The organism is Streptomyces pyxinicus (genome assembly GCF_024753135.1).
Taxonomy (GTDB): Bacteria; Actinomycetota; Actinomycetes; order Streptomycetales; family Streptomycetaceae; genus Streptomyces; species Streptomyces pyxinicus.
Window position 1 is genome coordinate 1 of sequence record NZ_JANUGP010000023.1, and the last position, 24,884, is coordinate 24,884.

The 24,884-nt window shown below is 71.9% G+C and carries 18 protein-coding genes; 14 read left to right on the forward strand and 4 right to left on the reverse strand.

Features of this window, described 5'->3' with window-relative positions; all coding sequences use genetic code 11:
• Positions 1 to 210 precede the first annotated feature (210 nt).
• Positions 211 to 2,268 (forward strand): ATP-dependent DNA helicase, encoded by a 2,058-nt coding sequence (locus NX794_RS25505; RefSeq protein ID WP_258781294.1) that lies wholly within the window; start codon positions 211 to 213, stop codon positions 2,266 to 2,268.
• Between the two features lie 106 nt (positions 2,269 to 2,374).
• On the opposite strand, the gene lexA is transcribed toward NX794_RS25505, so the two are convergent.
• On the reverse strand, positions 2,375 to 3,154 hold the full coding sequence (lexA, locus tag NX794_RS25510) for a transcriptional repressor LexA (protein WP_030342891.1): 780 nt from the start codon (positions 3,152 to 3,154) through the stop codon (positions 2,375 to 2,377).
• Between the two features lie 622 nt (positions 3,155 to 3,776).
• Between lexA and nrdR the strand changes: the two genes are divergently transcribed.
• Together nrdR and NX794_RS25520 are read left to right on the forward strand one after the other, a co-directional pair.
• On the forward strand, positions 3,777 to 4,328 hold the full coding sequence (gene nrdR, locus NX794_RS25515; RefSeq protein ID WP_258781295.1) for a transcriptional regulator NrdR: 552 nt from the start codon (positions 3,777 to 3,779) through the stop codon (positions 4,326 to 4,328).
• Between the two features lie 166 nt (positions 4,329 to 4,494).
• Positions 4,495 to 7,392 carry a vitamin B12-dependent ribonucleotide reductase gene (locus NX794_RS25520; RefSeq protein WP_258781296.1) on the forward strand — a complete coding sequence of 966 codons (2,898 nt, stop codon included), beginning with the start codon at positions 4,495 to 4,497 and terminating at the stop codon, positions 7,390 to 7,392.
• 93 nt (positions 7,393 to 7,485) lie between these two features.
• Here the strand turns inward: NX794_RS25520 and NX794_RS25525 are convergent, their stop codons facing one another.
• Positions 7,486 to 8,019 (reverse strand): TerD family protein, encoded by a 534-nt coding sequence (locus NX794_RS25525; RefSeq protein ID WP_258781298.1) that lies wholly within the window; start codon positions 8,017 to 8,019, stop codon positions 7,486 to 7,488.
• A gap of 152 nt (positions 8,020 to 8,171) precedes the next feature.
• Between NX794_RS25525 and NX794_RS25530 the strand changes: the two genes are divergently transcribed.
• The 5 genes from NX794_RS25530 to NX794_RS25550 all read left to right on the forward strand — a co-directional run bounded on the left by NX794_RS25530 (position 8,172) and on the right by NX794_RS25550 (position 12,271).
• A complete protein-coding gene (locus NX794_RS25530) occupies positions 8,172 to 8,777 on the forward strand; it encodes a YdbC family protein (RefSeq protein ID WP_258781300.1) in 606 nt (201 codons plus the stop codon).
• Positions 8,778 to 8,906: 129 nt separating this feature from the next.
• On the forward strand, positions 8,907 to 9,566 hold the full coding sequence (locus NX794_RS25535; RefSeq protein WP_258781301.1) for a histidine phosphatase family protein: 660 nt from the start codon (positions 8,907 to 8,909) through the stop codon (positions 9,564 to 9,566).
• Between the two features lie 12 nt (positions 9,567 to 9,578).
• Positions 9,579 to 10,493 (forward strand): ADP-ribosylglycohydrolase family protein, encoded by a 915-nt coding sequence (locus NX794_RS25540; protein ID WP_258781302.1) that lies wholly within the window; start codon positions 9,579 to 9,581, stop codon positions 10,491 to 10,493.
• A gap of 375 nt (positions 10,494 to 10,868) precedes the next feature.
• Complete coding sequence (gene rnhB, locus NX794_RS25545) at positions 10,869 to 11,570, forward strand: ribonuclease HII (protein WP_258781303.1); 702 nt, start codon at positions 10,869 to 10,871, stop codon at positions 11,568 to 11,570.
• A 68-nt stretch (positions 11,571 to 11,638) separates the two neighbouring features.
• Positions 11,639 to 12,271 carry a hypothetical protein gene (locus NX794_RS25550; RefSeq protein ID WP_258781304.1) on the forward strand — a complete coding sequence of 211 codons (633 nt, stop codon included), beginning with the start codon at positions 11,639 to 11,641 and terminating at the stop codon, positions 12,269 to 12,271.
• 363 nt (positions 12,272 to 12,634) lie between these two features.
• Here the strand turns inward: NX794_RS25550 and NX794_RS25555 are convergent, their stop codons facing one another.
• A complete protein-coding gene (locus NX794_RS25555) occupies positions 12,635 to 13,255 on the reverse strand; it encodes a hypothetical protein (RefSeq protein ID WP_258781305.1) in 621 nt (206 codons plus the stop codon).
• A gap of 268 nt (positions 13,256 to 13,523) precedes the next feature.
• Positions 13,524 to 15,689 (reverse strand): RecQ family ATP-dependent DNA helicase, encoded by a 2,166-nt coding sequence (locus NX794_RS25560; protein WP_258781306.1) that lies wholly within the window; start codon positions 15,687 to 15,689, stop codon positions 13,524 to 13,526.
• Positions 15,690 to 15,913: 224 nt separating this feature from the next.
• On the opposite strand from NX794_RS25560, the gene NX794_RS25565 reads away from it, so the two are divergent.
• The 6 genes from NX794_RS25565 (at position 15,914) to NX794_RS25590 (ending at position 24,882) form a co-directional block, all read left to right on the forward strand.
• Positions 15,914 to 17,269, forward strand: coding sequence for a DUF4192 domain-containing protein (locus NX794_RS25565; RefSeq protein ID WP_428985959.1), 1,356 nt, complete (start codon positions 15,914 to 15,916; stop codon positions 17,267 to 17,269).
• A 195-nt stretch (positions 17,270 to 17,464) separates the two neighbouring features.
• A complete protein-coding gene (locus tag NX794_RS25570) occupies positions 17,465 to 18,223 on the forward strand; it encodes an NUDIX hydrolase (protein WP_258781308.1) in 759 nt (252 codons plus the stop codon).
• A 158-nt stretch (positions 18,224 to 18,381) separates the two neighbouring features.
• The gene (locus NX794_RS25575; protein WP_258781309.1) at positions 18,382 to 20,871 is read left to right on the forward strand and encodes an ATP-binding cassette domain-containing protein; all 2,490 of its coding nucleotides are present in this window, start codon (positions 18,382 to 18,384) and stop codon (positions 20,869 to 20,871) included.
• 162 nt (positions 20,872 to 21,033) lie between these two features.
• The gene (locus NX794_RS25580; RefSeq protein WP_258781310.1) at positions 21,034 to 21,921 is read left to right on the forward strand and encodes a FadR/GntR family transcriptional regulator; all 888 of its coding nucleotides are present in this window, start codon (positions 21,034 to 21,036) and stop codon (positions 21,919 to 21,921) included.
• Positions 21,922 to 22,375: 454 nt separating this feature from the next.
• Complete coding sequence (locus NX794_RS25585) at positions 22,376 to 23,920, forward strand: RNA polymerase sigma factor (protein WP_258781312.1); 1,545 nt, start codon at positions 22,376 to 22,378, stop codon at positions 23,918 to 23,920.
• A 122-nt stretch (positions 23,921 to 24,042) separates the two neighbouring features.
• Positions 24,043 to 24,882, forward strand: coding sequence for a serine protease (locus tag NX794_RS25590; RefSeq protein ID WP_258781313.1), 840 nt, complete (start codon positions 24,043 to 24,045; stop codon positions 24,880 to 24,882).
• Positions 24,883 to 24,884: the final 2 nt, after the last annotated feature.

The window sequence follows — 24,884 nt, forward strand, 5'->3', positions numbered from 1 at the left end:
GGCTCCCCCGCCCCACGCCGTCCCCCACCCCGCCCCTTCACTCGTGCGGATGGCATCCCCGCGCCGCCGAAGCTCCTGACCACCCCGGTCCGCCACCCTGAACCCACCCCCGAACCCACCCTGAACCCACCCCGAACCCGCTCCCAGAGGTGCCCCCGGCTTTCCGGGGATCACCCGTTTGTCAGTGCCGGGCCGTAGGGTGGACGGGCTATGACGAAGCCCTCACTTCCCGAACTCCTGCATGCCGCCGTCGCCGCTGTCGGCGGTACGGAGCGCCCCGGCCAGGTCACCATGGCCGAAGCGGTCGCCGAGGCGATCGATGACGGATCCCACCTGCTGGTCCAGGCCGGCACCGGCACCGGCAAGTCGCTCGGCTACCTCGTGCCCGCGCTCGCGCAGGGGGAGCGGGTGATCGTCGCCACGGCCACGCTGGCCCTGCAACGCCAGCTCGTGGAGCGGGACCTGCCCCGCACGGTGGACGCCCTGCACCCGCTGCTGCGCCGCCGCCCGGAGTTCGCGATGCTCAAGGGCCGGTCGAACTACCTGTGCCTGCACCGGCTGCACGAGGGCATGCCGCAGGACGAGGAGGACGGCCTCTTCGACCAGTTCGAGGCCGCCGCGCCCACCAGCAAACTCGGCCAGGACCTGCTGCGGCTGCGCGACTGGGCGGACGAGACGGAGACCGGCGACCGCGACGGCCTCACCCCTGGCGTCTCCGACCGCGCCTGGGCGCAGGTGTCGGTGTCGTCCCGGGAGTGCCTCGGCGCGACGAAGTGCGCGTACGGCGCGGAGTGCTTCGCCGAGGCCGCCCGGGAACGCGCCAAGCTCGCCGAGGTCGTCGTCACCAACCACGCCCTGCTGGCCATCGACGCCATCGAGGGCGCCCCGGTGCTGCCCCAGCACGAGGTGCTGATCGTGGACGAGGCGCACGAACTCGTCTCCCGCGTCACCGGCGTCGCCACCGGCGAACTCACCCCCGGCCAGGTCAACCGCGCCGTCCGCCGGGCCGCCAAACTCGTCAACGAGAAGGCGGCCGACCAGCTCCAGACCGCCGCCGAGGGCTTCGAGCGGCTGATGGAGCTGGCCCTGCCCGGCCGCCTCGAAGAGATCCCGGAAGACCTGAGCTACGCCCTGATGGCCCTGCGCGACGCGGCCCGCACGGTCATCTCTGCACTCGGCACCACCCGCGACAAGTCCGTCCAGGACGAGGACGCGGTCCGCAAACAGGCGCTGGCCTCGGTCGAGTCGGTCCACGACGTGGCCGAGCGCGTCGCGAACGGCTCGGAGTGGGACGTCGTCTGGTACGAACGGCACGACCGCTTCGGCGCCTCCCTGCGCGTCGCCCCCATGTCCGTCTCGGGCCTGCTCCGGGAGAAGCTCTTCGCGGACCGCAGCGTCGTCCTCACCTCCGCCACCCTCAAGCTGGGCGGCGACTTCAACGGCGTCGGCGCCTCCCTGGGCCTCGGCCCCGAGGGCGCGGAGGGTGCCGAGGGCGAGGACCTGCCCCCGTGGAAGGGCGTCGACGTCGGCTCCCCCTTCGACTACCGCAGACAGGGCATCCTGTACGTCGCCAAGCACCTGGCCCGCCCCGCCCGCGACGGCGACCGTGCCGACATGCTCGACGAACTGACCGAACTGATCCAGGCGGCCGGCGGTCGCACCCTCGGCCTGTTCTCCTCCATGCGCGCCGCCCAGCTCGCCGCCGAGGAACTGCGCTCCCGCATCCCCGAGTACCCGATCCTGCTCCAGGGCGAGGAGACCCTCGGCGAGCTGATCAAGAACTTCGCGGCCGACCCGAGGACCTGCCTGTTCGGCACGCTGTCGCTCTGGCAGGGCGTGGACGTCCCGGGCCCCAGCTGCCAGCTGGTCGTCATGGACAAGATCCCGTTCCCGCGCCCCGACGACCCTCTGATGAGCGCCCGGCAGAAGGCCGTCGAGGAGGCCGGCGGCAACGGCTTCATGGCGGTGGCCGCCACCCACGCGGCCCTCCTGATGGCCCAGGGCGCGGGCCGCCTCGTCCGCGCCTCCGGCGACCGCGGCGTCGTAGCCGTACTGGACCAGCGCCTCGCCACCGCGCGCTACGGCAGCTACCTGAGGGCGTCACTGCCCGACTTCTGGTACACGACGGACCGTAACCAGGCCCGCAGGTCCCTCGCGGCGATCGACGCGGCGGCGAAGGAGTCGGAGGCGATGGCGGCGGAGGCGAAGGAGTCGGGGGAGGCCAAGGAGGCGGCGGAGGCGGAGGCCGAGCCGGACCCGGTGAAGTGAGGCGCCCGGCGCCGGCGATCGCGGGCACACGCAGGGCCCCGGAACCGGCGCAGGGGTTCCGGGGCCCGGTCTGGGAGCGGGCCGGCCGAGCCGCCCGCCGCACCGGTCAGACGCGCCGCAGTACGGCCACCACCTTGCCGAGGATGGTCGCGTCGTCGCCGGGGATCGGTTCGTAGGCCGCGTTGTGCGGGAGCAGCCACACATGGCCGTCCTCCCGCTTGAAGCGCTTGACCGTGGCCTCACCGTCGAGCATGGCGGCCACGATGTCGCCGTTCTCGGCGACGGGCTGACGGCGGACGGTGACCCAGTCGCCGTCGCAGATCGCGGCCTCGATCATGGAGTCGCCGACGACCTTCAGGACGAACAGCTCGCCGTCACCGACGAGCTGGCGGGGGAGCGGGAAGACGTCCTCGACGGACTCCTCCGCGAGGATCGGGCCACCGGCGGCGATCCGGCCGACGAGCGGGACGTACGACGCGGCGGGCTTGCCGGCGGTGTCCGTGGGCTGCACGGTCACGGCCTGGTCGGAGCCGCGGACCTCGTACGCACGCGGGCGGTGCGGGTCGCGGCGCAGGAAGCCCTTGCGCTCCAGTGCCATCAGCTGGTGCGCGACCGAGGAGGTGCTGGAGAGTCCGACGGCCTGGCCGATCTCGCGCATCGACGGCGGATAGCCCCGTCGCTGCACCGAGTCCCTGATCACCTCGATCACCCGGCGCTGCCGGTCGGTGAGCCCCGAGCTGTCCGCCCGGATGCCTGGAGGTCGGCCCGGCAGGGAGCGCTTGTGCGCCTCGGGATTCGTGGCTTCGTTCATCGCGTGTACCGGCTCGACCCGGCCCTGGGAGCGGTCCTGGGCGGTGATGGTGGCACTGTCTGCGGTGGTGGTCACGTCGGCCCCTCTCGATGGTCTCCCTGCTGGACAACGGTAGTTGCTTTCGAAAGGTTGCGCCAAACACACGTTCGAGTGAAAATTCGCGCTTTGTCTGACGCGATCACGTGTCTGGGTGTATGGCCAACGCGGCACGCGGCAACGGACGGTCCCTGGGACACGACGGGACCTGACGGACAAATGAGCCCATTGCTGTCATCTTCATCGCCGGAGCCTCGGCCTCGTGGGCCGCGCCCTAGTCTGCCATCCGGAACCCTGCCCACCGGTGCCCGGGACTCCCTTCTGTGCGGGAGCCGCACGCGTCCTCCGTGCGGCGACCACGCTATCTCCGCAAGCGCCACAGCGATACGACCGTGCGTCCGCGTGTTCGGGGGTGGTCGTCCCCCAGGCTCGGGCGGGCCGCCGGTGCCGACCGGGCTCAGCCGTTCCCGCCGCGACACGCGCGCCCGCCTCCCCGTATGAGCCGATCCCCACATCTAGTGGTTGGATGGCTACAGCAGCCCACAAGTTGTGGTCCCCCGGGTCCGAGAAGGCTCAGTCATCGCCTATGCTTAGGGCTGCTTCGCGGGGCCCCTGAGGCCTGGTGAGGCTCATGAGTCTGCTGTGAGGAGGGTTGGAGAACATGCACTGCCCCTTCTGCAGGCACCCCGACAGCCGCGTGGTCGACAGTCGTACGACCGACGACGGCACGTCGATCCGCCGGCGCCGCCAGTGCCCTGACTGCTCCCGTCGTTTCACGACCGTGGAGACGTGCTCGCTCATGGTGGTCAAGCGGTCCGGGGTCACCGAGCCTTTCAGTCGCACCAAGGTCATCAACGGCGTGCGCAAGGCGTGCCAGGGACGGCCTGTCACCGAGGACGCGCTCGCCCAGCTCGGCCAGCGGGTCGAGGAGGCGGTGCGGGCCACCGGAAGCGCCGAGCTGACCACCCACGACGTGGGGCTGGCCATACTCGGCCCGTTGCAGGAACTCGACCTCGTCGCCTATCTGCGGTTCGCCTCCGTCTACCGGGCGTTCGACTCGCTCGACGACTTCGAGGCCGCGATCGCGGAACTGCGCGAGACCACACGGGACCCCGCCCCGGACGACGAGGCCGCGGGAGCGGGGGGCCGGGAAGACGAACGCGGGCCCGGCGGGACCACCCAGGTCCCCGAGCCCGCCACCGCCGCCGACTGACAGGCGGGCCGGAAACCGGGCGGATGCCCGGATTCCGGCCGGGCGGCGGCGATCCACAGACCTGTTGCGGGCGGTAGCTGAGGGTGCCCGCAACACCAGACAGACCATGTGCCACGGGAACAAACGGGGCACTTCTGGGCGTTTTTGCCCGTACCAGGGAGGCGGCATGACAGAGACGGCGAGCGGTCCGGCACGAGGTTCCCGAGCCAAGGGCGGCAAGGCGGGGAACAAGGGGCTGCACATCGAGCGCATCCACACCACCCCCGGCATGCACCCGTACGACGAGGTGAGCTGGGAGCGCCGTGACGTCGTCATGACCAACTGGCGCGACGGCTCGGTCAACTTCGAGCAGCGTGGCGTCGAGTTCCCCGACTTCTGGTCGGTGAACGCGGTCAACATCGTCACCAGCAAGTACTTCCGGGGCGCCGTGGGCACCCCGCAGCGCGAGACCGGCCTCAAGCAGCTGATCGACCGCATCGTGAAGACGTACCGGAAGGCCGGCGAGGACCACAGGTACTTCGCCTCGCCCGCCGACGCCGAGATCTTCGAGCACGAGCTGGCCTACGCCCTCCTGCACCAGATCTTCAGCTTCAACAGCCCCGTCTGGTTCAACGTGGGCACCCCGCAGCCCCAGCAGGTCTCCGCCTGCTTCATCCTGGCCGTCGACGACTCCATGGAGTCGATCCTCGACTGGTACAAGGAAGAGGGCATGATCTTCAAGGGCGGCTCCGGCGCCGGCCTGAACCTCTCCCGCATCCGCTCCTCCAAGGAGCTGCTCTCCTCCGGCGGCAACGCCTCCGGCCCGGTCTCCTTCATGCGCGGCGCCGACGCCTCCGCCGGCACCATCAAGTCCGGCGGCGCCACCCGCCGCGCCGCCAAGATGGTCGTGCTCGACGTCGACCACCCCGACATCGAGGACTTCATCCAGACGAAGGTCAGCGAGGAGGAGAAGATCCGCGTCCTGCGCGACGCGGGCTTCGACATGGACCTGGGCGGCGACGACATCGCGTCCGTCCAGTACCAGAACGCCAACAACTCGGTCCGCGTGAACGACGAGTTCATGCAGGCCGTCGAGGACGGCGGCAAGTTCGGTCTGCGCGCCCGGATGACCGGCGAGGTCATCGAGGAGGTCGACGCCAAGGCGCTCTTCCGCAAGATCGCCGAGGCCGCGTGGGCCTGCGCCGACCCGGGCATCCAGTACGACGGCACGATCAACAACTGGCACACCTGCCCCGAGTCCGGCCGGATCACCGCGTCGAACCCGTGCAGCGAGTACATGCACCTGGACAACACGTCCTGCAACCTCGCCTCGCTGAACCTGATGAAGTTCCTGAAGGACGACGGCAAGGGCAACCAGTCCTTCGAGGCCGAGCGCTTCCAGAAGGTCGTCGAGCTGGTCATCACCGCGATGGACATCTCGATCTGCTTCGCGGACTTCCCGACCCAGAAGATCGGCGAGAACACCCGCGCCTTCCGCCAGCTCGGCATCGGCTACGCCAACCTCGGCGCCCTGCTGATGGCCACCGGCCACGCCTACGACTCCGACGGCGGCCGCGCCCTGGCCGGTGCCATCACCTCCCTGATGACGGGCACGGCCTACCGCCGCTCCGCCGAGCTGGCCGCGGTCGTCGGCCCGTACGACGGCTACGCCCGCAACGCCGACGCCCACCAGCGCGTCATGAAGCAGCACGCCGACGCCAACGGCACGGCCGTCCAGATGGACGACCTGGACTCCCCGGTGTGGGCCGCCGCCACGGAGGCCTGGCAGGACGTGCTGCGCATCGGCGAGAAGAACGGCTTCCGCAACTCCCAGGCGTCCGTGCTCGCCCCGACCGGCACCATCGGTCTCGCGATGTCCTGCGACACCACCGGCGTCGAGCCCGACCTCGCCCTGGTGAAGTTCAAGAAGCTCGTCGGCGGCGGCTCGATGCAGATCGTCAACGGCACCGTCCCGCAGGCCCTGCGCCGCCTGGGCTACCAGGAGGAGCAGATCGAGGCGATCGTCGCCCACATCGCCGACAACGGCAACGTGATCGACGCCCCCGGCCTCAAGCCCGCGCACTACGAGGTCTTCGACTGCGCCATGGGCGAGCGCGCCATCTCCCCGATGGGCCACGTCCGCATGATGGCCGCGATCCAGCCGTGGATCTCCGGCGCCATCTCCAAGACGGTCAACATGCCGGAGACGGCGACCGTCGAGGAGGTCGAGGAGATCTACTACGAGGCCTGGAAGCTCGGCGTCAAGGCGCTCGCGATCTACCGCGACAACTGCAAGGTCGGCCAGCCGCTCTCCGCCAAGAAGAAGGAGGAGGAGAAGGCCGAGATCACCGAGAAGGCCGAGGACACGATCCGTACCGCGGTCGAGAAGGTCGTCGAGTACCGCCCGGTCCGCAAGCGCCTCCCCAAGGGCCGCCCCGGCATCACCACGTCCTTCACGGTCGGCGGCGCCGAGGGCTACATGACCGCCAACTCCTACCCGGACGACGGTCTCGGCGAGGTCTTCCTGAAGATGTCGAAGCAGGGCTCGACCCTCGCCGGCATGATGGACGCCTTCTCCATCGCCGTCTCCGTCGGCCTGCAGTACGGCGTCCCGCTGGAGACCTACGTCTCGAAGTTCACCAACATGCGCTTCGAGCCGGCCGGCATGACCGACGACCCGGACGTGCGGATGGCCCAGTCGATCGTCGACTACATCTTCCGCCGCTTGGCGCTGGACTTCCTGCCCTTCGAGACCCGCTCCGCGCTCGGCATCCACTCCGCCGAGGAGCGCCAGCGCCACCTGGAGACCGGTTCCTACGAGCCGGCCGACGAGGAGGTCGACGTCGAGGGCCTCGCCCAGTCGGCCCCCCGCGCCCAGGAGCTGAAGGCGGTCGCCACGCCGAAGGCCGAGTCCGAGGCGGCCAAGCCCGCCCCGCAGCAGGCCCACACCAGCGCCGAACTGGTGGAGATGCAGCTGGGCATCCAGGCCGACGCCCCGCTCTGCTTCTCCTGCGGCACGAAGATGCAGCGCGCCGGCTCCTGCTACATCTGCGAGGGCTGCGGCTCGACCAGCGGTTGCAGCTGACCGACGCCGTACGGCTCGTGAAGTGAGCTGAAGGGGCGTGGACCGCGGGTCCACGCCCCTTCATCAGTTACCGGTCGTCGCCGGTGCGAGCCCTCAGGGCCGCTGTTCCCGGCCCATGACCCGGGTGAAGGTCGCCGGGTCCTCGTCGAAGCCGTGGACGCCGGGGTGGATCGTCCACTGGCCGGAACCGTCGCGGACGAACTCGGCGACCGTGGCGGCCGTAGCCCCCGGGACCGAGCCGAAGTCGTCCTCGGCGAGCACGGTGTAGCCCTCCCGGATCCGCACGGCCGGGTTCAGCACGCCGGCGAACGTCCGTTCCCCGTCACGCTGCTGGATGACGACGCCGGCCACCACGCGCGCGTAGCGGTCGTCGAGGCGGTCCAGCTCCACGGTCATGACCTCGTCCCAGCCGAACCCCTTGCCGTCCGTGCTGTCCCGGTTGAGCGTGATCGTGCCGTCCGGCGAACGGCTGTCGAAGTGCACTACGTACGCCGGGGCCCCGTACGGGTCCGTGGACACGAAGGTCCCCGCGACGATGTCCAGGTCGGAGGGCGGCTGCCCCGCGGGACTGGGATCCCACTTGAGCGCGATCTCGACCTTGCGGATTCCCTTGCTGAAGCCGGTCACCAGGCTGTCCCTTCCCCCTGAAGCTTCCTCGTCCCCAACTCCCGCCGAGCCGGGGCACCTTGCCCATCGTGCCACGCGCGCGGGAGCGCACGCGCGGTCGATCTCCGCCGGAGCGTGACCGGCGCCACGCCCGCTGGCCTTACGATGGCGCGGTGCTGGTCAAGTGGATTCGCTGCACCGTGGTGGACCGCCGCGGCTTCGAGCGCGGGCAGCGGAAATGGGCGGGGCTCCCGGGGGAGCCGGGGTTTCGGGGACAGGGCGGAGGCTGGAGCCGGCACCGGGAGGGCGTGGCGCACATCTTCGCCTTCTGGGAGAGCCGCGCCTTCTACGACTCCTTCATGGCCCGCTCCCACGACCGGCTGGCCGCCGCACAGGCCGGCACGTTCAAGGACGCCCAGGTCAAACTGTTCGAGTACCGCTTCGACGTGAAGACCGGCTTCGAGCCCCGCTTCACCGACGCCGACCTGGTCCGGGTGGCCCTGTGCCGGGTGCGCGAGGAGCGTGTGGAGCACTTCACCCTCATGCAGGAGAAGGTCTGGAACCCCGCGATGGCCGGCTCCCCCGGCATGATCCGCGGCATGTTCGGCGAGGCACCCCGGCAGGAGTTCATGATCCTCTCGATGTGGCGGTCGGCGGCCGAGCACGGCAAGTACCGCACCGAGCGCGTGGAGCGCCTCGCCCTGCGCGCCCAGACGGAGGCGGACATCGCCGCGCTCTCCGGCGACATCGTGGAGCTGGAGCCGTCCTGGATAGTCTGAGCGCCCCGTGCGTCGCGGTGCTGCCGCCGGGGAGACGATCCCGGCCGTTCCGGCGGTTCCGGTGTGACGTACACCGTATGGAGCCCGTACGAGGGCTCGACCGCCCCTCGTTCGATCTAGGGTTTCGGCATGGCACGACCACGGCGCATCGTCCTTGTCCGGCACGGCGAGTCCACGGGCAACATCGACGACTCCGTGTACGAGCGCGAGCCCGACCACGCCCTGGCGCTGACCGAGCGCGGCCGGCGGCAGGCCGAGCGGACCGGCGACAGACTCCGGCGGACCTTCGGCGACGAGCAGGTCAGCGTGTACGTGTCCCCCTACCGCCGCACCCATGAGACGCTCCAGGCCTTCGGCCTCGACCCGGGCCTCATACGCGTCCGCGAGGAACCCAGACTCCGCGAGCAGGACTGGGGCAACTGGCAGGACCGCGACGACGTACGCCTCCAAAAGGCCTACCGGGACGCCTACGGCCACTTCTTCTTCCGGTTCCCGCAGGGTGAGTCCGGCGCGGACGTGTACGACCGGGTCGGCGGCTTCCTGGAGAGCCTGTTCCGCAGCTTCGAGGCCCCGGACCACCCGCCCAACGTGCTCCTGGTGACCCACGGGCTGGCGATGCGGCTGTTCTGCATGCGCTGGTTCCACTGGACGGTCGCGGAATTCGAGTCACTGTCGAACCCCGGGAACGCCGAGATGCGGATGCTCGTTCTGGGAGAGGACGACAAGTACACCCTCGACCGACCCTTCGAGCGCTGGCGGGAGCCGGTGCCGTACTGGGTCACCGGATAGAGTGGCAGGGCGATGACGGCTGACTCCTCTTCCTCCGGGCGCCTGGAGCGTGCGCTGGCGAGCCTGCGCGGACTCTCCGTGGGGGACGCCCTCGGCTCCCAGTACTTCGTCCCGGCGAACTACCCCCTGCTGAAGCGACGCGACCTGCCCGACGGCCCCTGGCAGTGGACCGACGACACCGAGATGGCCGGCTCCGTGGTCGCCGTGCTCGCCGCCCACCAGCGGGTCGACCAGGACGCGCTTGCCCGCTCCTTCGCCGAGCACCACGACTTCGACCGGGGCTACGGCCCCGCGGTGGGCCGCCTGCTGCGCCTGGTCCGCGAGGGCCAGGACTGGCGGGAACTGGCCGCCGCGCTCTTCAACGGACAGGGCTCCTGGGGCAACGGCGCCGCGATGCGCATCGCCCCCTTGGGCGCCTGGTACGCGGACGACCCGGAGCAGGCCACCCACCAGGCCGAGATCTCGGCCTACCCCACGCATCAGCACCGGGAGGCCGTGGTCGGGGCGATGGCCGTCGCGGCGGCGGCCGCGCTGGCCGGCTCGCCGGGCGGACCGCCCAGCCCCGAGGCGCTGCTGGACGGCGTCATCGCCCTGGTGCCGAAGAGCGCGGTCGGCCAGGGCCTGCGCCGCGCCCGCGACATGCTCGACTACGGCGACGCGGCCACCGTCGCGGCCGTCCTGGGCTGCGGCAGGCGTACGAGCGCCCACGACACCGTCCCCTTCGCCCTCTGGTCCGCCGCCCGCGCCCTCGGCGATTACGAGACGGCGTTCTGGACGACCGCCCAGGTGGGCGGCGACGTCGACACCACCTGCGCCATCGTGGGCGGCGTCCTCGCCGCGAGCAAGGCCGGAGCCCCGCCCGCGGCATGGGTGGAGCGGACCGAGGCGCTGCCGGAGTGGGTGCCCGACGGGCTCGGAGCGTCTTGACATCGCACTTCACCACACCCTTCGCGACTGCGATCGGAGGCGAGTGGAGTGTCTCCGGGAAGGTGATCGACGGGGTGTGGTGGGGTCGGCCAGCCGCATGGCAATAGGCGGCACCCCCACGCAACCGAGCGGGTAAAACTCTGCCGGGTCCCCGCCGTGTGCGTCCTTCCGGCGCCGCCCCGGGCCACGGTGCCGTGTCGCTGCACTGTGTGCGGGAGCGAATGCGACGGCGCCGAGCCGCCAGGACGAATCGCCCGGTGGGCACTTCCGTCGACGACTCTCGACGGAACCCGGCATTCCGCTCCGGCGGCTACCGGACGCTTCGGCCGACCGGGGTGTCACCCGCCGATCCGGGCGGCGTACGCTAAGGGCGCCATGCCGTACGAACCGCCTACCCACACCGTCGAGCGCTCCCTGCGCGCCACGACCGGAGCGAAGATCATTGCCGGTGTCGACGAGGTGGGACGCGGCGCCTGGGCCGGTCCCGTCACCGTCTGCGCGGCGATCACCGGACTCCGTCGGCCGCCCGAGGGTCTCACCGACTCCAAGCTGCTGACGATCCGGCGCCGTACGGAACTGGCCGAGATCCTGCGGACATGGGTGACGTCCTACGCGCTCGGGCATGCTTCCCCCGAGGAGATCGACGAACTGGGGATGACGGCCGCACTGCGGCTCGCGGCGGTCCGTGCCCTCGGCACCCTGCCCGTCCGCCCCGACGCCGTGATCCTCGACGGCAAGCACGACTATCTCGGCACCCCCTGGCAGGTCCGCACGGTGATCAAGGGCGACCGTTCCTGCGTCGCCGTCGCGGCGGCCTCGGTGATCGCGAAGGTTCAGCGCGACAAAATGATGGCCGAACTGGGCATCGACCATGCAGACTTCGGATTCGCGGACAACGCTGGGTATCCGTCGCCCGTGCACAAGGCCGCACTGGAGGAGCGGGGGCCCACCCCGCACCACCGGTTGTCGTGGGCGTATCTTGATGCGTTGCCCCAGTGGCGGCACCTCAAGAAGGCCCGCACCTGGGCGGACGCACGCGTTCCGGAGATCGACGGTCAGCTCGGCTTCGACTTCTGACGGTTCCGGTCGCACTGATGTGCCCCCCGGTCGTCCATACCGCACCAATGTTTGATAAAAATCAGCTCATGCCTCTCATTCCCGAGGAGCCTCAGATTCACGAGAGTGCCCAGGGTCCCCGCGCAACTCCGGCCAGTGGCCGTACCGCGCCGACCCCTCGCCCCGTACCCGGCCCCCGACCCGCGGCTCCGTCCCGCCCCGGTCGTCCCGGCCCCGTAAGGCCGATGCCGCCGGCGCAGCGCGCGCCGCGTGACGTGGCTCCGGCCAAGCCGGGCCCCTCCGGCCCCGCCACCGCGTCCGCCTCCGTGGCGCCGCCCCAGATCCAGTTGATCCCCGCCTCGGCCGAAGGCGCGCTCGACGCCGCGGACGAGGCGGTGGACCTGCTGCTGGACTCGGGCCGTGCCCCCGGTGAGGTGCTCGTGATCACCACCGGTGCCCAGCACCCGTGGGCCGAGCACGAGTTGTCCTTCAGCGAAGCCTCCTACTGGGCGCAGCACGACGCCGGCGACGACGTCTTCTACGCCGACGCCACCGCCGCCGCGCGCGCCGGATCCCGTCCCGTGGTCGTCGTGGCCGTCAATGGAGGTCCCGCCTCCGCCGCTGCCACCGTCCTCCCGCTGGCCCACTCCCGGGCCGGAGCACTCCTGATCGTCTGCGGCGACCCGCAGCAGATCAACTCGGTGGCGGGCGCGGGTCTCTGAGCCGCGTACGGCACCTCGGGACACCGGGGCGCCGCAGGAGCCGCGCCGACGGCATCCGCACGGTGCGGCCTTCGGCCTGCCCGGGCGGGGGCCGGCGGTCGTCGCGCCCGGCGGCTCGCCGCCCGGCGCCACGGAAGTCTCGCGCTACGGGGGCGGCGGCGACCGTCAGGAGGAGTGCCCCGGTGGCCGCCGTCGGCGACCGCCGTGGGCGTACGGCGGGGGCGTGCGGCGTGGGCGTGCGGCGTCGGCCCGGTTCCTCGTCCGTGGGTGAACTCTCCCTGGCTCCGCGCCAGGTGAGGCGGAGGCTCAAGACAGCGCACGGCGACGCGAGGGATCAGCCGGTGACCGGCCGGGCGTCTTCCCTCAGCGGGCTGCCGCCCGCCGCAGGACCTCCGAGACGGGGCCGCCGCTCCGGGGCGCCAGCGGCGGAGCCTGCGCCAGAGCGAAGGGCTCCGGGGCGGAGTGCGCGTGGGGACGGCGTCCGCCGCGCCCCTCGCCGAGCACCTGCCAGCCCTCCTGCGTCAGCGTGATGTACGCCCCGCACCTGAGCCCGTGCAGCGTGCAGGCGTCGCGCAGACCCCACATCCAGGCGCCGTCCTCCTCCGTCCAACGCCCGTCGCCCTCACGGCAGTAGAGCAGCACGGCCGTCCGCACGGGGGTGCGGCGCCGCAGGTCGTGCGGAATGACCCGGCGCAGCTGGGACAGCAGCGCATTGCGGAACATCCACCCGTCCGCCGGCGCGGGACGGCGGGTGAACGAGGCGCTGGCGCACAGCCGTTCCTCGGGATCGAGGACGGCGATGACCGCCGTCTGCGGCTTGGGGTGATGCCGGGCGTGCAGCCCGCTGACGACCTCACGGGGGTTGCGCAGCAGAGGGATACCGGCGGCCGCCCACTCCGCCGGTTCGAGCAGGCGACTGGCGGAGGCGGTGGACGCGGACGTCGACAACGAGGCCGCCGAGGACGAGGCGAATCCGAAGGTCACGTTCCTCCCTTCGGCTACGCGCCCATACTGCGGGCGAGGTCGGATTCGGGGGAGCGCGCACCGCAGCGGAGCCCAACCGGACCACGGGCGAGCCGTGCGGGGAGCGGATCTCAATTCTTCCTGTCGAACTGGGATGCGGCAACGAGCAATTGGCGCCACCGCCGGTTATCTGGCGGTGCGGGGTTTATATCCCTACCCACCAAGTCGGCGTATGACGCCCGAGGCGTCGGATCACGTCACGGGGCGGTCGCCTCCGAAGGACAGGCGGTCATCCCTGGACGGCGAGCACCAGGGGCAGCACCCCTCGCGCCCCCGACTTTCTCAGCAGGCGTGCCGCCACCGCGAGCGTCCAGCCCGTCTCGGTGAAGTCGTCGACCAACAGCACCGGTCCCTGAGCGTCGGCGAGCGCCGCCGCGAGAGCGGGCGGCACCGTCAACGCGCCGTCCAGGGCCTTCAGTCGCTGCGCGCTGTTGCTGCGCGGCACCCGGGGCACGTCCTCGGCGTACTCCACCGCCCCGAGCAGGGGCATCCGGCCGACCTCGGCGATCCGGGCGCCCAGTGAGTGGACGAGTCGCGGCCGGGTGCGCGAGGCGAGCGTGACCACGCCCACCGGACGAGGTGGTGCGTCGGGTGTGCCGGAAGCCCAGCCGCCGGGCCCCCGGGCCCAGTCGGCCAGCACGTCCACCACCGCCCGTGCCACGTCGTCCGGCACGGGCGTGTCCGGTGCCTGGGGCGCGAGGAGTGGACGCAGCCGATTGCCCCAGCCGATGTCCGACAGGCGGCCCAGGGCCCGCCCCCGCGAGGCCTGTTCACCGGCCGGGATACGGCCCTTGAGGTCGACCCCGACCGCCGGCAGGCCGGTCGGCCACATGCGGCGCGGCTCGACCTCGACTCCCGCACGGCCGAGATCGCCGCGCGCGGCGTCCAGCGCCGCGGGGGACAGATCGGCGGTGAAGCGCGGCCCCGCGCAGTTGTCGCAGCGGCCACACGGTTTGGCGCCCTCGTCGTCCAGTTGGCGCTGCAGGAATTCCATCCGGCACTCGTCGGTGGACGCGTACCCACGCATCGCCTCCTGCTCGGCCGCGCGCTGCCGGGCCACCCAGGCGTAGCGCTCGGTGTCGTACGACCACGGCTGCCCGGTGGCGACCCATCCGCCCTTGACCCGCCGCACCGCTCCGTCGACGTCGAGGACCTTCAGCATGGTCTCCAGCCGGGAGCGGCGCAGCTCGACCAGCGGCTCCAGCGCGGGCAGCGACAGCGGCCCCTCCGCCCGGGCGAGGACGTCCAGGGTGCGCCGCACCAGCTCCTCGGGAGGGAAAGCCAGCGAGGCGAAGTACTGCCAGATCGCCTCGTCCTCCCTGCCCGGCAGCAACAGCACCTCGGCGTGGTCGACACCTCGGCCGGCCCGGCCCACCTGCTGATAGTAGGCGATCGGTGAGGAGGGCGAACCGAGGTGGACCACGAAACCGAGGTCGGGCTTGTCGAACCCCATCCCGAGCGCCGAGGTGGCCACCAGCGCCTTCACCCGGTTCGCCAGCAGATCGTCCTCCGCCTGCTGCCGCTCGGCGTTCTCCGTCTTGCCCGTGTACGACGCGACCGTGTGCCCGCGCCGGCGCAGGAAGGCGGTGACCTCCTCGGCGGCGGCGACGGTGAGGGTGTAGACGATGCCCGATCCCGGCAGCTCGTCGAGGTGGTCGGCGAGCCAGGCCATCCGGTGCACGGCGTCCGGCAGCCGCAGCGCGTTGAGGCTGAGGCTCTCCCGGTCCAGCGGCCCGCGCAGCACCAGCGCGTCCGAGGTGCCGCCGGTGCCCAGTTGCTCGGCGACGTCCGCGGTCACCCGCGCGTTGGCCGTGGCCGTGGTGGCCAGCACCGGGACGCCGGGCGGCAGGTCGGCGAGCATGGTGCGCAGCCGTCGGTAGTCGGGACGGAAGTCATGGCCCCAGTCGGAGATGCAGTGGGCCTCGTCCACGACCAGGAGACCGGTCGCGGCCGACAGCTTGGGCAGCACCTGATCGCGGAAGTCCGGGTTGTTGAGACGCTCGGGCGAGACGAGCAGGACGTCCACCTCGCCGGCCGCGATCTCGTCCTGGACCGAGGTCCATTCCTCGGTGTTGGCCGAGTTGATGGTCCGGGCGTGGATACCGGCCCGGGACGCCGCCTCCACCTGGTTGCGCATGAGCGCGAGCAGCGGCGAGACGATCACCGTCGGCCCGCTCCCGGCGGCCCGCAGAAGCGATGTCGCCACGAAGTACACCGCGGACTTGCCCCATCCCGTCCGCTGCACGACCAGAGCCCGGCGGCGGTCGGCGACCAGCGCCTCGATCGCCCGCCACTGGTCCTCGCGCAGCCGTGCCGCGCCCGTGGCATCCCCGACGAGCCGGGCGAGGACGGCGTCGGCCCTGGCCCGGAGATCCGCGTTGCTCGTGTGTTCCATGTCCTCCATACAACAGGACCGGACCGACAGCCGGGCGAGGCTGTGGACAGCGACGACGGCGTTGTCGTGTCCCTGATTCGACTTATCCACAGGCCCGAGCGGCGCCACGGAATCCGCGAGATCGTCTGCGCATGACGAATCACAGCGAAACCACCGGACCCTCCGAAAACCGAGACATCCCAGGGCAGCTGCCCTCCGCCGCATCCGCCGCACACGACCCACAGGTGACCCTCCGCACCCCCGCGGAGCTGGCCGACGCCCTGCCGTACCTGCTCGGTTACCGCCCCGAGGACAGCATGGTGCTGGTCGCCCTCCACGACCGCGAGGGCAAGGGCAGGTTCGGCGGCCGGGCCCGGCTCGGTATCCCCGCCGGCCAGGAGGACTGGACGGCCGCCGCCCGACAACTGGCCCATGGGCTGGTGACCGGCAGCGAGCGGCGCCGGGGCCGCCCGGAGCAGATGGTGGCCTACGTCTGCCAGGAGCCGTCCCCCGGCGAGACGGGCCAGGACGTCAAACGACGCCTCGAAGGGCTGGCCCACGCCCTGCGCGTCGAGTGCGGCAACCTCGACGTGCCGGTCATCGAGGCACTGTGCATCTCGGACGGCCGCTTCTGGAGTTACTGCTGCCCGACCGAGAGCTGCTGCCCCGCGGAGGGCTCGCCCATGGGTCTGCCCGGCACCTCCGTCCTCGCCGCCGCGGCGACCTACGCCGGCCTCCAGGTACGCGGCACACTCCGGGAGCTGCACGCCCGGTTCCAGCCCCGGGAATCCGCCGCGGCGCTGGAACAGGAGATCGCCCTGGACGCGGCGGGCATGACCCTGGTGCCCCGCATCCTGGACGAGACCAGTCGTGCGGGCATCGCGGCGGAGACCCTCACGCTCGCCGAGCGGATCATCCGCCGCTTCGCCGCCGCGACACCGGTCTCCGGCACCCACCCGGCCGACCTGCGTGACGACGGCCTGCTCGGTGACGACGAGGCGGCCGCCCTCATTCTCGGCCTCCAGGACCGCACGACCCGGGACCGCGCGGCCGCCTGGATGGAGGGCGAGGAAGCGGCCCCGGCCCTGCGGCTCTGGCGCGCCCTGGCCCGTCGGTGCGTCGGGCCGTACCACGAGCACGCCGCCGCACCACTGACCCTGGCCGGCTGGGTCGCCTGGTCGACGGGTGACGAACTGGAGGCACGCGAGGCGTTGGCCATGGCACTGGGCGCGGACCGGGACTACCTCTTCGCCCGCCTGCTCCACCAGGCCTGCAACGAAGGCCTCGACCCGGAGGCGATCCGCCGCTGCCTGCGGGCGGAACCCTCGGGCCGTGTGTCGCCGCGGAGCGAGGCTCAGCCGCAGTCGGCGACGCTGACGGAGCCCGAGCCGGACGGCAGGGCGCCGGGTGACCAGGCTGCCGAGGCGGGCACGGCCACCGGCACCCGCCGACGCCGCCGGGTCCGGCCCGCCGACGGTTCACGCGCCAAGCGACCGTCCGCGACGAGGCGACGGCCGACGGGCACCCGCCCCCTGCCGACCGCCTCGGACTCCACCGGGCCGGCCACCAGGGCCCTCCACGCCACCCGAGAGGAGGAATAGACCCCCGCCCGCCGGGACGATCACACCGCACCCGCTGCGCTGCGCCCCCGCAACAGGGCGTGTGACCTCGTACGACGCGACGACCGCGAAGAAAGGGAGCCGAACCCGACCGCCATAACGGAACGAAGCGGAACCACCACCTCTGCGACCGCCGAAGGGAGTGTTTATCGTCAGGCAGACGACTATCATCGCGGCATGCCCTACGACCCGTCAGCCTTCCCGCCCTTCGCCGTCACCGTGGACCTGGTCGTGCTGACCGTGCGCCGCCACGCCCTGTGTGCGCTGGCGGTACGCCGGGGCGAACCTCCCTTCCAGGGGCGCTGGGCACTGCCCGGAGGCTTCGTGCGGGCCGACGAGGACCTGTCCCAGGCGGCGGCGCGCGAGCTGGCCGAGGAGACCGGACTGCGCGCGCACGACCCCGACGCCCCCGCCCAGGACAACGGAGCGCACCTGGAGCAGCTCGCCACCTACGGCGACCCCAAGCGCGACCCGCGTATGCGGGTGGTCAGCGTCGCCCATCTGGCGCTCGCGCCCGACCTGCCCGCACCCCGCGCCGGCGGCGACGCCAGCAACGCCCGCTGGGCGCCGGTGGAGGAACTGCTCCAGCGGGACGGCTACGGCCGTGACGGCGAACCCGTCGCCCCGCTCGCGTTCGACCACGCCCAGATTCTCGCGGACGGGGTGGAACGGGCCCGGTCCAAGATCGAGTACTCCTCGCTGGCCACCGCGTTCTGCCCGCCCGAGTTCACCGTCGGCGAGCTGCGGCGGGTCTACGAGGCGGTGTGGGCCGTAGCCCTCGACCCGCGCAACTTCCACCGCAAGGTGACCGGAACCCCGGGCTTCCTCGTGCCCACGGGTGGGACGACCACTCGCCAGGGTGGTCGTCCGGCCCAGCTCTTCCGGGCCGGCGGCGCCACGCTGCTCAACCCGCCGATGCTGCGCCCCGAGGTCTGAGGAGCGGCGCGGACCGCCACCGAACAGCGCACGAGCCGACCAGTGGGCCTGTCCGGGTCCACCGAACGGCGTACCCGGACGCGGCGGCCCGCGCGGCTTTCAACGACAGAGCGCGCTATACACCAGAAAACCGGACATAGCGCGCTATCTTGCTGCAGGTGATCCAGGCCTTCGGACTGACCAGCAACCCCCGCAAGGCGCACCCGCCCGCCGTCGATGACATCTCCTTCGAAGCGCGCGCCGGGCAGGTCACCGCGCTCCTCGGCGGTGACGGCGCGGGCAAGACGACGGCGCTCAGACTGATGCTCGAACTCCAGCCGGGCCGTGGCATCACCCACTTCCGGGGGCGCCCCCTGCATCGGATCGCCCATCCCGCACAGGAAGTGGGTGTGCTGCTGGGTGATGTGCCGGGGCATCCGGCGCGCTCGGTCCGCGGTCATCTCCGCATGCTGTGCGCGGCCGCGGGAGTGCCCGCGCGCCGCGCCGACGAGGTCCTGGAGGCGGTCGGCCTCGTCAGCCTCCGCGAGGAGCGTCTGGGCACGCTGTCACGCGGCATGGACCGCGGTCTCGGCCTCGCCTGCGCACTGCTGCCCGACCCGCACACACTCGTCCTGGACCAGCCCACCCACGGTCTCTCCACCCGTGAGGCGCGGTGGCTGCACGGCATGCTCCGCGCCCACGCCCGCGAGGGCGGCACCGTGCTCTTCACCACCACCGACCCCAAGGAGGCCGCGCGCACGGCCGACCGGGTCGTCACCCTCGACGCCGGAAGGCTCGTCGCCGACCAGGAGGCCGCGGAGTTCGCCCGCACCCGGCTGCGTCCACGCGTGGCCGTCCGCAGCCCGCACGCGGCACGGCTCGCGGCCCTGCTCGGCAAGGAGGCCCGTACGGCCCGCCGGTCCGTGGAGGTCGTACGGGAGCAGGGCAACCGCCTCTCGGTGTACGGCAGTACGACCGCCGACATCGGCGAGATCGCCTTCCGGAACGGCATCCTGGTCCACCAACTCGCGGACGAGATCGGCGACATGGGACCGGGCGTCACGGGCACCGACGAGAAGGAGGAGCAGGCGGACGGGGGAGAGGCGGCCGAGCGCGAGTCGGCGGCGGACGTGCCCACGGGGGCCGAGGGGCGTCCTGTGGAGAGCACCGCGGAACCCGTGCCCTCGTCGGCGACGGAATCGGCCCGCGCCGCGCTGGGGCTGCCGCCCACTCCGCCGCCTGCGGAGCAGGGCCGCGAACGAGTCGTCGCGGACTCGTCCACGCTGGAGCGGGTGGGCGCCGAGCCGGGCCGGTCGGCGGCAGAACGGCAGACCGCCGGATACGCCCTGTCGGTGGCCGAGCCGAGCCAGGTGGAGCGTGGCTCTTCGGTGGCGGACCCGAACACCCCGGCACGTGACGCCCGCCGACCGGGGCAGGGGGGCCCGGTGCGGGAGCAGGGCCCTGTGGTGTCCTCCGCGGACCACGAGCGCGGCGCGGAGGACAGCGCGGTGAGCAGTCTCGTCGCGGACGACACGACGGCGACGGTCGCTCCCGTCGGCGAGAGCCGGGCCGCCGCCGGGCTCTCCGTGCGGGAGCACACGCGGACCGACCGGGGGGAACTCGGCCGGACCGTTGGGCGCACGTCCCCGGCGCAGCTTGCGGAGAGCACCCCCGGCGCCGCCGCGCACGGCTCCTCCCGGACCGCTGCCGCTCCCGGAACGGGTGACGCGACGGCCCGGGGGGATGGGGGCCCCTCCGGCACCGCCACCCGCACCCGCCTCCCGGGCGCCCGCACCCCCGGCGCCCGCGCGCCGGGGCCCGGAACCACCGCGCACCCGGACACCCCGCGCACGCTCGACACCGACTCCCCGCTCCCGCCCCCCATCGCCGTCCGGCCCTCGCCGAGCCCCCTGCGCCCCCTGCGCTACGAGATCCGGCGTGCCACCGGTATCGGGACCGGCTTCCTCACCTGCGGAGCCGTGCTCGTGGTGTCCGCGATCACGGCAGTGGTGCTGGCCCGCATCGGACACACCCCGCAGGCGCGGCTGTTCGCCGCGTGGCCGAGCCAGCTGCCGCTGCCGCCCGCCGCACTCGCGTCGGGGCTGCTGGGCGCGCTGGCCTTCGGCGACGAGTTCCGCCACCCCGCCCTGGCGGCGGACCGCGGCACCGTGCCCCGCCGCCTGGGGCTGCTGACCGCGAAACTGCTCGTCGCCGGGGCCACCGCGCTGATGCTGGCCTTCCTCACGGTGGGCTGCGACGCCGAAGTGCTCTACCTCGTATACGGACGGGAGCTGACACAGGTTCCCGCGGACTGGCTCTCCCTGACCGCGAGTTGGTTCGGGCTGGTGACCGCCTGTGCCTGGGCCGGGGTGCTGGCGGCCGGCGTGTTCCGGTCCACGACGGCGGGTCTGGCGGCCGTACTCGCCGTACCCGTGCTCGTCGTACCGCTCGCTCAGCTGGTGCTGCGGGGTTCGGGTGTGCGGATGGCGGCCGGGCTGCCGGTGCGGATGCGGGAGGTGCTCCTGCTCCAGTGGCCGTTCGGAGGGGACCGGTACCTGCTCGCCGTGGTGCGTGTACTCACCCAACCCGTGGGCGGGGCAATGACGTTGGCCGTCGCGGGACTGCTCTGCGCGTATGTGTTCACGATGCTGCGCACCAGGGTTCGGTGACCGCTCCGCGCATGCTTCGAAACCCACTGTGCGCACAACTCCCCGAAGAAAGCTCATTTCTTTCCGATAAGGCGTCAATTGCGACGGGGTGAGCGATCACCCTTTCGTGTGCTTTTCACCAAAGACCTCAAGGGAGTTGAAGACGGCGCCGACAAAGGTTCCGTGAGTACCCTTGCGCACACCATGATGACCGCCGCCCGCTCCGCAGACTCAGGTCTGACCGGCCCGGGCGATCTCGACCGCTACCCCTACGCCGAGGCCCCGATGGCCGACCGCGTGGGAGCGCCTTCCTGGGAGGGTGCCGAGCCGGAGTTTGGCCGCGTCGGCCGGCGCGCCACGGGCAGCCGTGGACGCGGCCTGCACGGCCAACTCGTCCAGCAGCTGGGGCAGATGATCGTATCCGGCGACCTGGGCGCGGACCGCCCGCTGGTGCCCGAGGAGATCGGCCAGCGGTTCGAGGTCTCCCGCACGGTCGTCCGCGAGTCCCTCCGCGTCCTGGAGGCCAAGGGCCTGGTCAGCGCCCGTCCGAACGTCGGCACACGCGTGCGTCCGGTCAGCGACTGGAACCTCCTCGACCCGGACATCATCGAGTGGCGGGCCTTCGGGCCGCAGCGCGACGACCAGCGCCGTGAGCTGAGCGAGCTGCGCTGGACGATCGAGCCGCTCGCCGCGCGCCTGGCCGCCGGGCACGGCCGCGAGGAGGTGCAGCAGCGCCTGTGCGACATGGTGGAGATCATGAGCCATGCCATGGCGCAGGGCGACGCCCTGACCTTTTCACGGGCCGACAACGAGTTCCACGGGCTGCTGATCCAGATCGCGGGCAATCGCATGCTGGAGCACCTCTCCGGCATCGTCTCGGCCGCTCTCCAGGTCTCGGGTGGACCGGTGACCGGCTGTGACCGCCCGAACGAGGCGTCCCTCGCGCAGCACGCGCGGATCGTCGACGCCCTCGGCACCGGCGACGGCGCGGCGGCCGAGACGGCCATGCGGCAGCTGCTGGCGATCCACCCCGAGGTGGAGCGCGTGGTGCCCGCCCCGCGCGAGCACTGACCCGCGCGGTGGCGGGCGCGGCCGCCGGGGTGCGACGTCCCCGGCGTGTTCGCGGCCTCGCCGGACCGGTTCTCGTGGTCGCGCGTCGCCTGGGCAGCGGACTCGCCGGGCCGCCGGATCCCCGGTCTCCGGCGGGTCCGGCGGGGCGATGGAGCGTACTGATGTGGTGGGTGACCGGACCTGACGCGGCCGGTGCTCTCGCCGTGCCCCTGTCTGACCGCTTTTGAACGCTTACGGGGTGTGACTCGGGCCACGCAGATTGGGCGTAACGCTCGCGGGAACAGCGCGATGACCTAAGAGGTGACAGCCGCGGAGGGAATACGGACGCCATCACAGGCGCTGTGCATCTTCCCGGCCCCCGCCCGCGCCGTCGGCCCGTCCACGGCCGGTGGTCGGCGCCTGTCCGCAGTGGACGGTGCCGGAAGCCGTTTTCCAACGTTCCGAGAGGTTGTTCGTGTCGGCCAGCACATCCCGTACGCTCCCGCCGGAGATCGCCGAGTCCGTCTCTGTCATGGCGCTCATTGAGCGGGGAAAGGCTGAGGGGCAGATCGCCGGCGACGATGTGCGTCGGGCCTTCGAAGCTGACCAGATCCCGGCCACTCAGTGGAAGAACGTACTGCGCAGCCTCAACCAGATCCTTGAGGAAGAGGGTGTGACGCTGATGGTCAGTGCCGCAGAGCCCAAGCGCACCCGAAAGAGCGTCGCAGCGAAGACCCCGGCCAAGCGCACCGCCACCAAGACGGTCGCTGCCAAGGCGGTGACCACCCGGAAGGCCACGGCCAGCACCGCCGCGCCGGCCGTGCCCACCGCCCCGGGCGAGACCGCGGACCCGGCCGAGGAAGCCGTGGCCGCCAAGAAGGCCGCCGCCAAGAAGGCGACGGCCAAGAAGACGGCCGTGAAGAAGACCGTCGCCAAGAAGACGGCCGCCAAGAAGACCACGGGCAAGAAGGACGACGGCGAGGTTCTCGAGGAAGAGGTCATCGAGGACACCAAGGTCGCCGACGAGCCCGAGGGCACCGAGAACGCCGGCTTCGTCCTGTCCGACGAGGACGAGGACGACGCGCCCGCCCAGCAGGTCGCCGCCGCCGGTGCCACCGCCGACCCGGTCAAGGACTACCTGAAGCAGATCGGCAAGGTCCCCCTGCTCAACGCGGAGCAGGAGGTCGAGCTGGCCAAGCGCATCGAGGCGGGTCTCTTCGCCGAGGACAAGCTGGCCAACGCCGACAAGCTCGCCCCGAAGCTCAAGCGCGAGCTGGAGATCATCGCCGAGGACGGCCGCCGCGCCAAGAACCACCTGCTGGAGGCCAACCTCCGCCTGGTGGTCTCCCTGGCCAAGCGCTACACCGGCCGCGGCATGCTCTTCCTGGACCTCATCCAGGAGGGCAACCTCGGTCTGATCCGCGCGGTGGAGAAGTTCGACTACACCAAGGGCTACAAGTTCTCCACGTACGCCACTTGGTGGATCCGCCAGGCGATCACCCGTGCCATGGCCGACCAGGCCCGCACCATCCGTATCCCGGTGCACATGGTCGAGGTCATCAACAAGCTCGCGCGCGTGCAGCGCCAGATGCTCCAGGACCTGGGCCGCGAGCCCACCCCGGAGGAGCTGGCCAAGGAACTCGACATGACCCCGGAGAAGGTCATCGAGGTCCAGAAGTACGGTCGCGAGCCCATCTCGCTGCACACCCCCCTGGGTGAGGACGGCGACAGCGAGTTCGGTGACCTGATCGAGGACTCCGAGGCCGTCGTCCCCGCCGACGCCGTCAGCTTCACACTCCTGCAGGAGCAGCTGCACTCCGTCCTGGACACCCTGTCCGAGCGCGAGGCCGGCGTCGTGTCCATGCGCTTCGGTCTCACCGACGGTCAGCCGAAGACCCTCGACGAGATCGGCAAGGTGTACGGCGTGACGCGTGAGCGCATCCGCCAGATCGAGTCGAAGACCATGTCGAAGCTGCGCCACCCGTCGCGATCGCAGGTGCTGCGCGACTACCTCGACTAGAACACGCTCGCACGGCCCCGATGGCCCGGTTCCCCTCGCGGGAGCCGGGCCTTCGTGCTGCGGGCGACAGCGCACTGGCTCACTCTGGGTTCTCCAGCAGGACCCCAGAGTGAGGAGGACGCATGCGCCGTTCCGTTGCCCGGGCACTGCTCCGGCCGCTGGCCCTGGCGGCCGCCATGACCGCCATACCCGTGTCGGGCGCGGCCCCGGCCGCCGCCGACAGTGTGGTGGTGGGCGGGTTCCCGATCGACGTCTCCCAGGCACCTTGGACGGTGGCGCTGTCCAGCCGTGACCGGTTCGGAGGTACGCGGGCGGGCCAGTTCTGCGGGGGCGTGGCGATCACACCGACAGCGGTGCTCACCGCCGCCCACTGCATGACCGACGAGGTTCTCGGGGCTCCGCCCGACCGGTCGGGTGATCTCAAGGTCATCGCGGGCCGCACCGACCTGCTGTCGACCGAAGGCGCCGAGATCGCCGTCGAGGACGTCCAGGTCAACCCGGGCTTCGACAGCGAGACGAACTCCGGGGACTTCGCTGTCCTCACCCTCGCCGAGGCGCTTCCGCAGAGCGCGGTCGTCCCCATGGCCGGCCCCGGTGACCAGGCCTACACGCCCGGTACCCGCGCCCTCGTCTCGGGCTGGGGAGACACGACCGGCGGGGGCGCCTACCCGCGCCGGCTGCACGCGGCGAACGTGAGCGTGCTCCCGGACGACCGCTGCGCCCGCGCCTATCCGGGCGGAGCCGAGGGCGCCTACCGGGCCGAGACCATGCTCTGCGCGGGCCAGGAGGAGGGTGGCCCCGACGCCTGTCAGGGCGACAGCGGCGGCCCGCTGGTGGCCGACGGGCGGCTGATCGGGCTCGTGTCGTGGGGGAGCGGCTGTGGACGCCCTGGGAGCCCGGGCGTCTACACCCGGGTCTCCGAGGTCGTGCGCGCGCTTCAGCCGGGCGCACAGGGGTCGTAGAG

Coding starts and splice junctions, on each gene's coding strand:
- NX794_RS25520 (WP_258781296.1), top strand. CDS start 4,495: ATGACAGAGACGGCGAGCGGTCCGGCACGAGGTTCCCGAGCCAAGGGC.
- NX794_RS25570 (WP_258781308.1), top strand. CDS start 17,465: ATGCCCTACGACCCGTCAGCCTTCCCGCCCTTCGCCGTCACCGTGGAC.
- NX794_RS25535 (WP_258781301.1), top strand. CDS start 8,907: ATGGCACGACCACGGCGCATCGTCCTTGTCCGGCACGGCGAGTCCACG.
- nrdR (WP_258781295.1), top strand. CDS start 3,777: ATGCACTGCCCCTTCTGCAGGCACCCCGACAGCCGCGTGGTCGACAGT.
- NX794_RS25505 (WP_258781294.1), top strand. CDS start 211: ATGACGAAGCCCTCACTTCCCGAACTCCTGCATGCCGCCGTCGCCGCT.
- NX794_RS25560 (WP_258781306.1), bottom strand. CDS start 15,689: ATGGAACACACGAGCAACGCGGATCTCCGGGCCAGGGCCGACGCCGTC.
- NX794_RS25540 (WP_258781302.1), top strand. CDS start 9,579: ATGACGGCTGACTCCTCTTCCTCCGGGCGCCTGGAGCGTGCGCTGGCG.
- NX794_RS25550 (WP_258781304.1), top strand. CDS start 11,639: ATGCCTCTCATTCCCGAGGAGCCTCAGATTCACGAGAGTGCCCAGGGT.
- rnhB (WP_258781303.1), top strand. CDS start 10,869: ATGCCGTACGAACCGCCTACCCACACCGTCGAGCGCTCCCTGCGCGCC.
- NX794_RS25590 (WP_258781313.1), top strand. CDS start 24,043: ATGCGCCGTTCCGTTGCCCGGGCACTGCTCCGGCCGCTGGCCCTGGCG.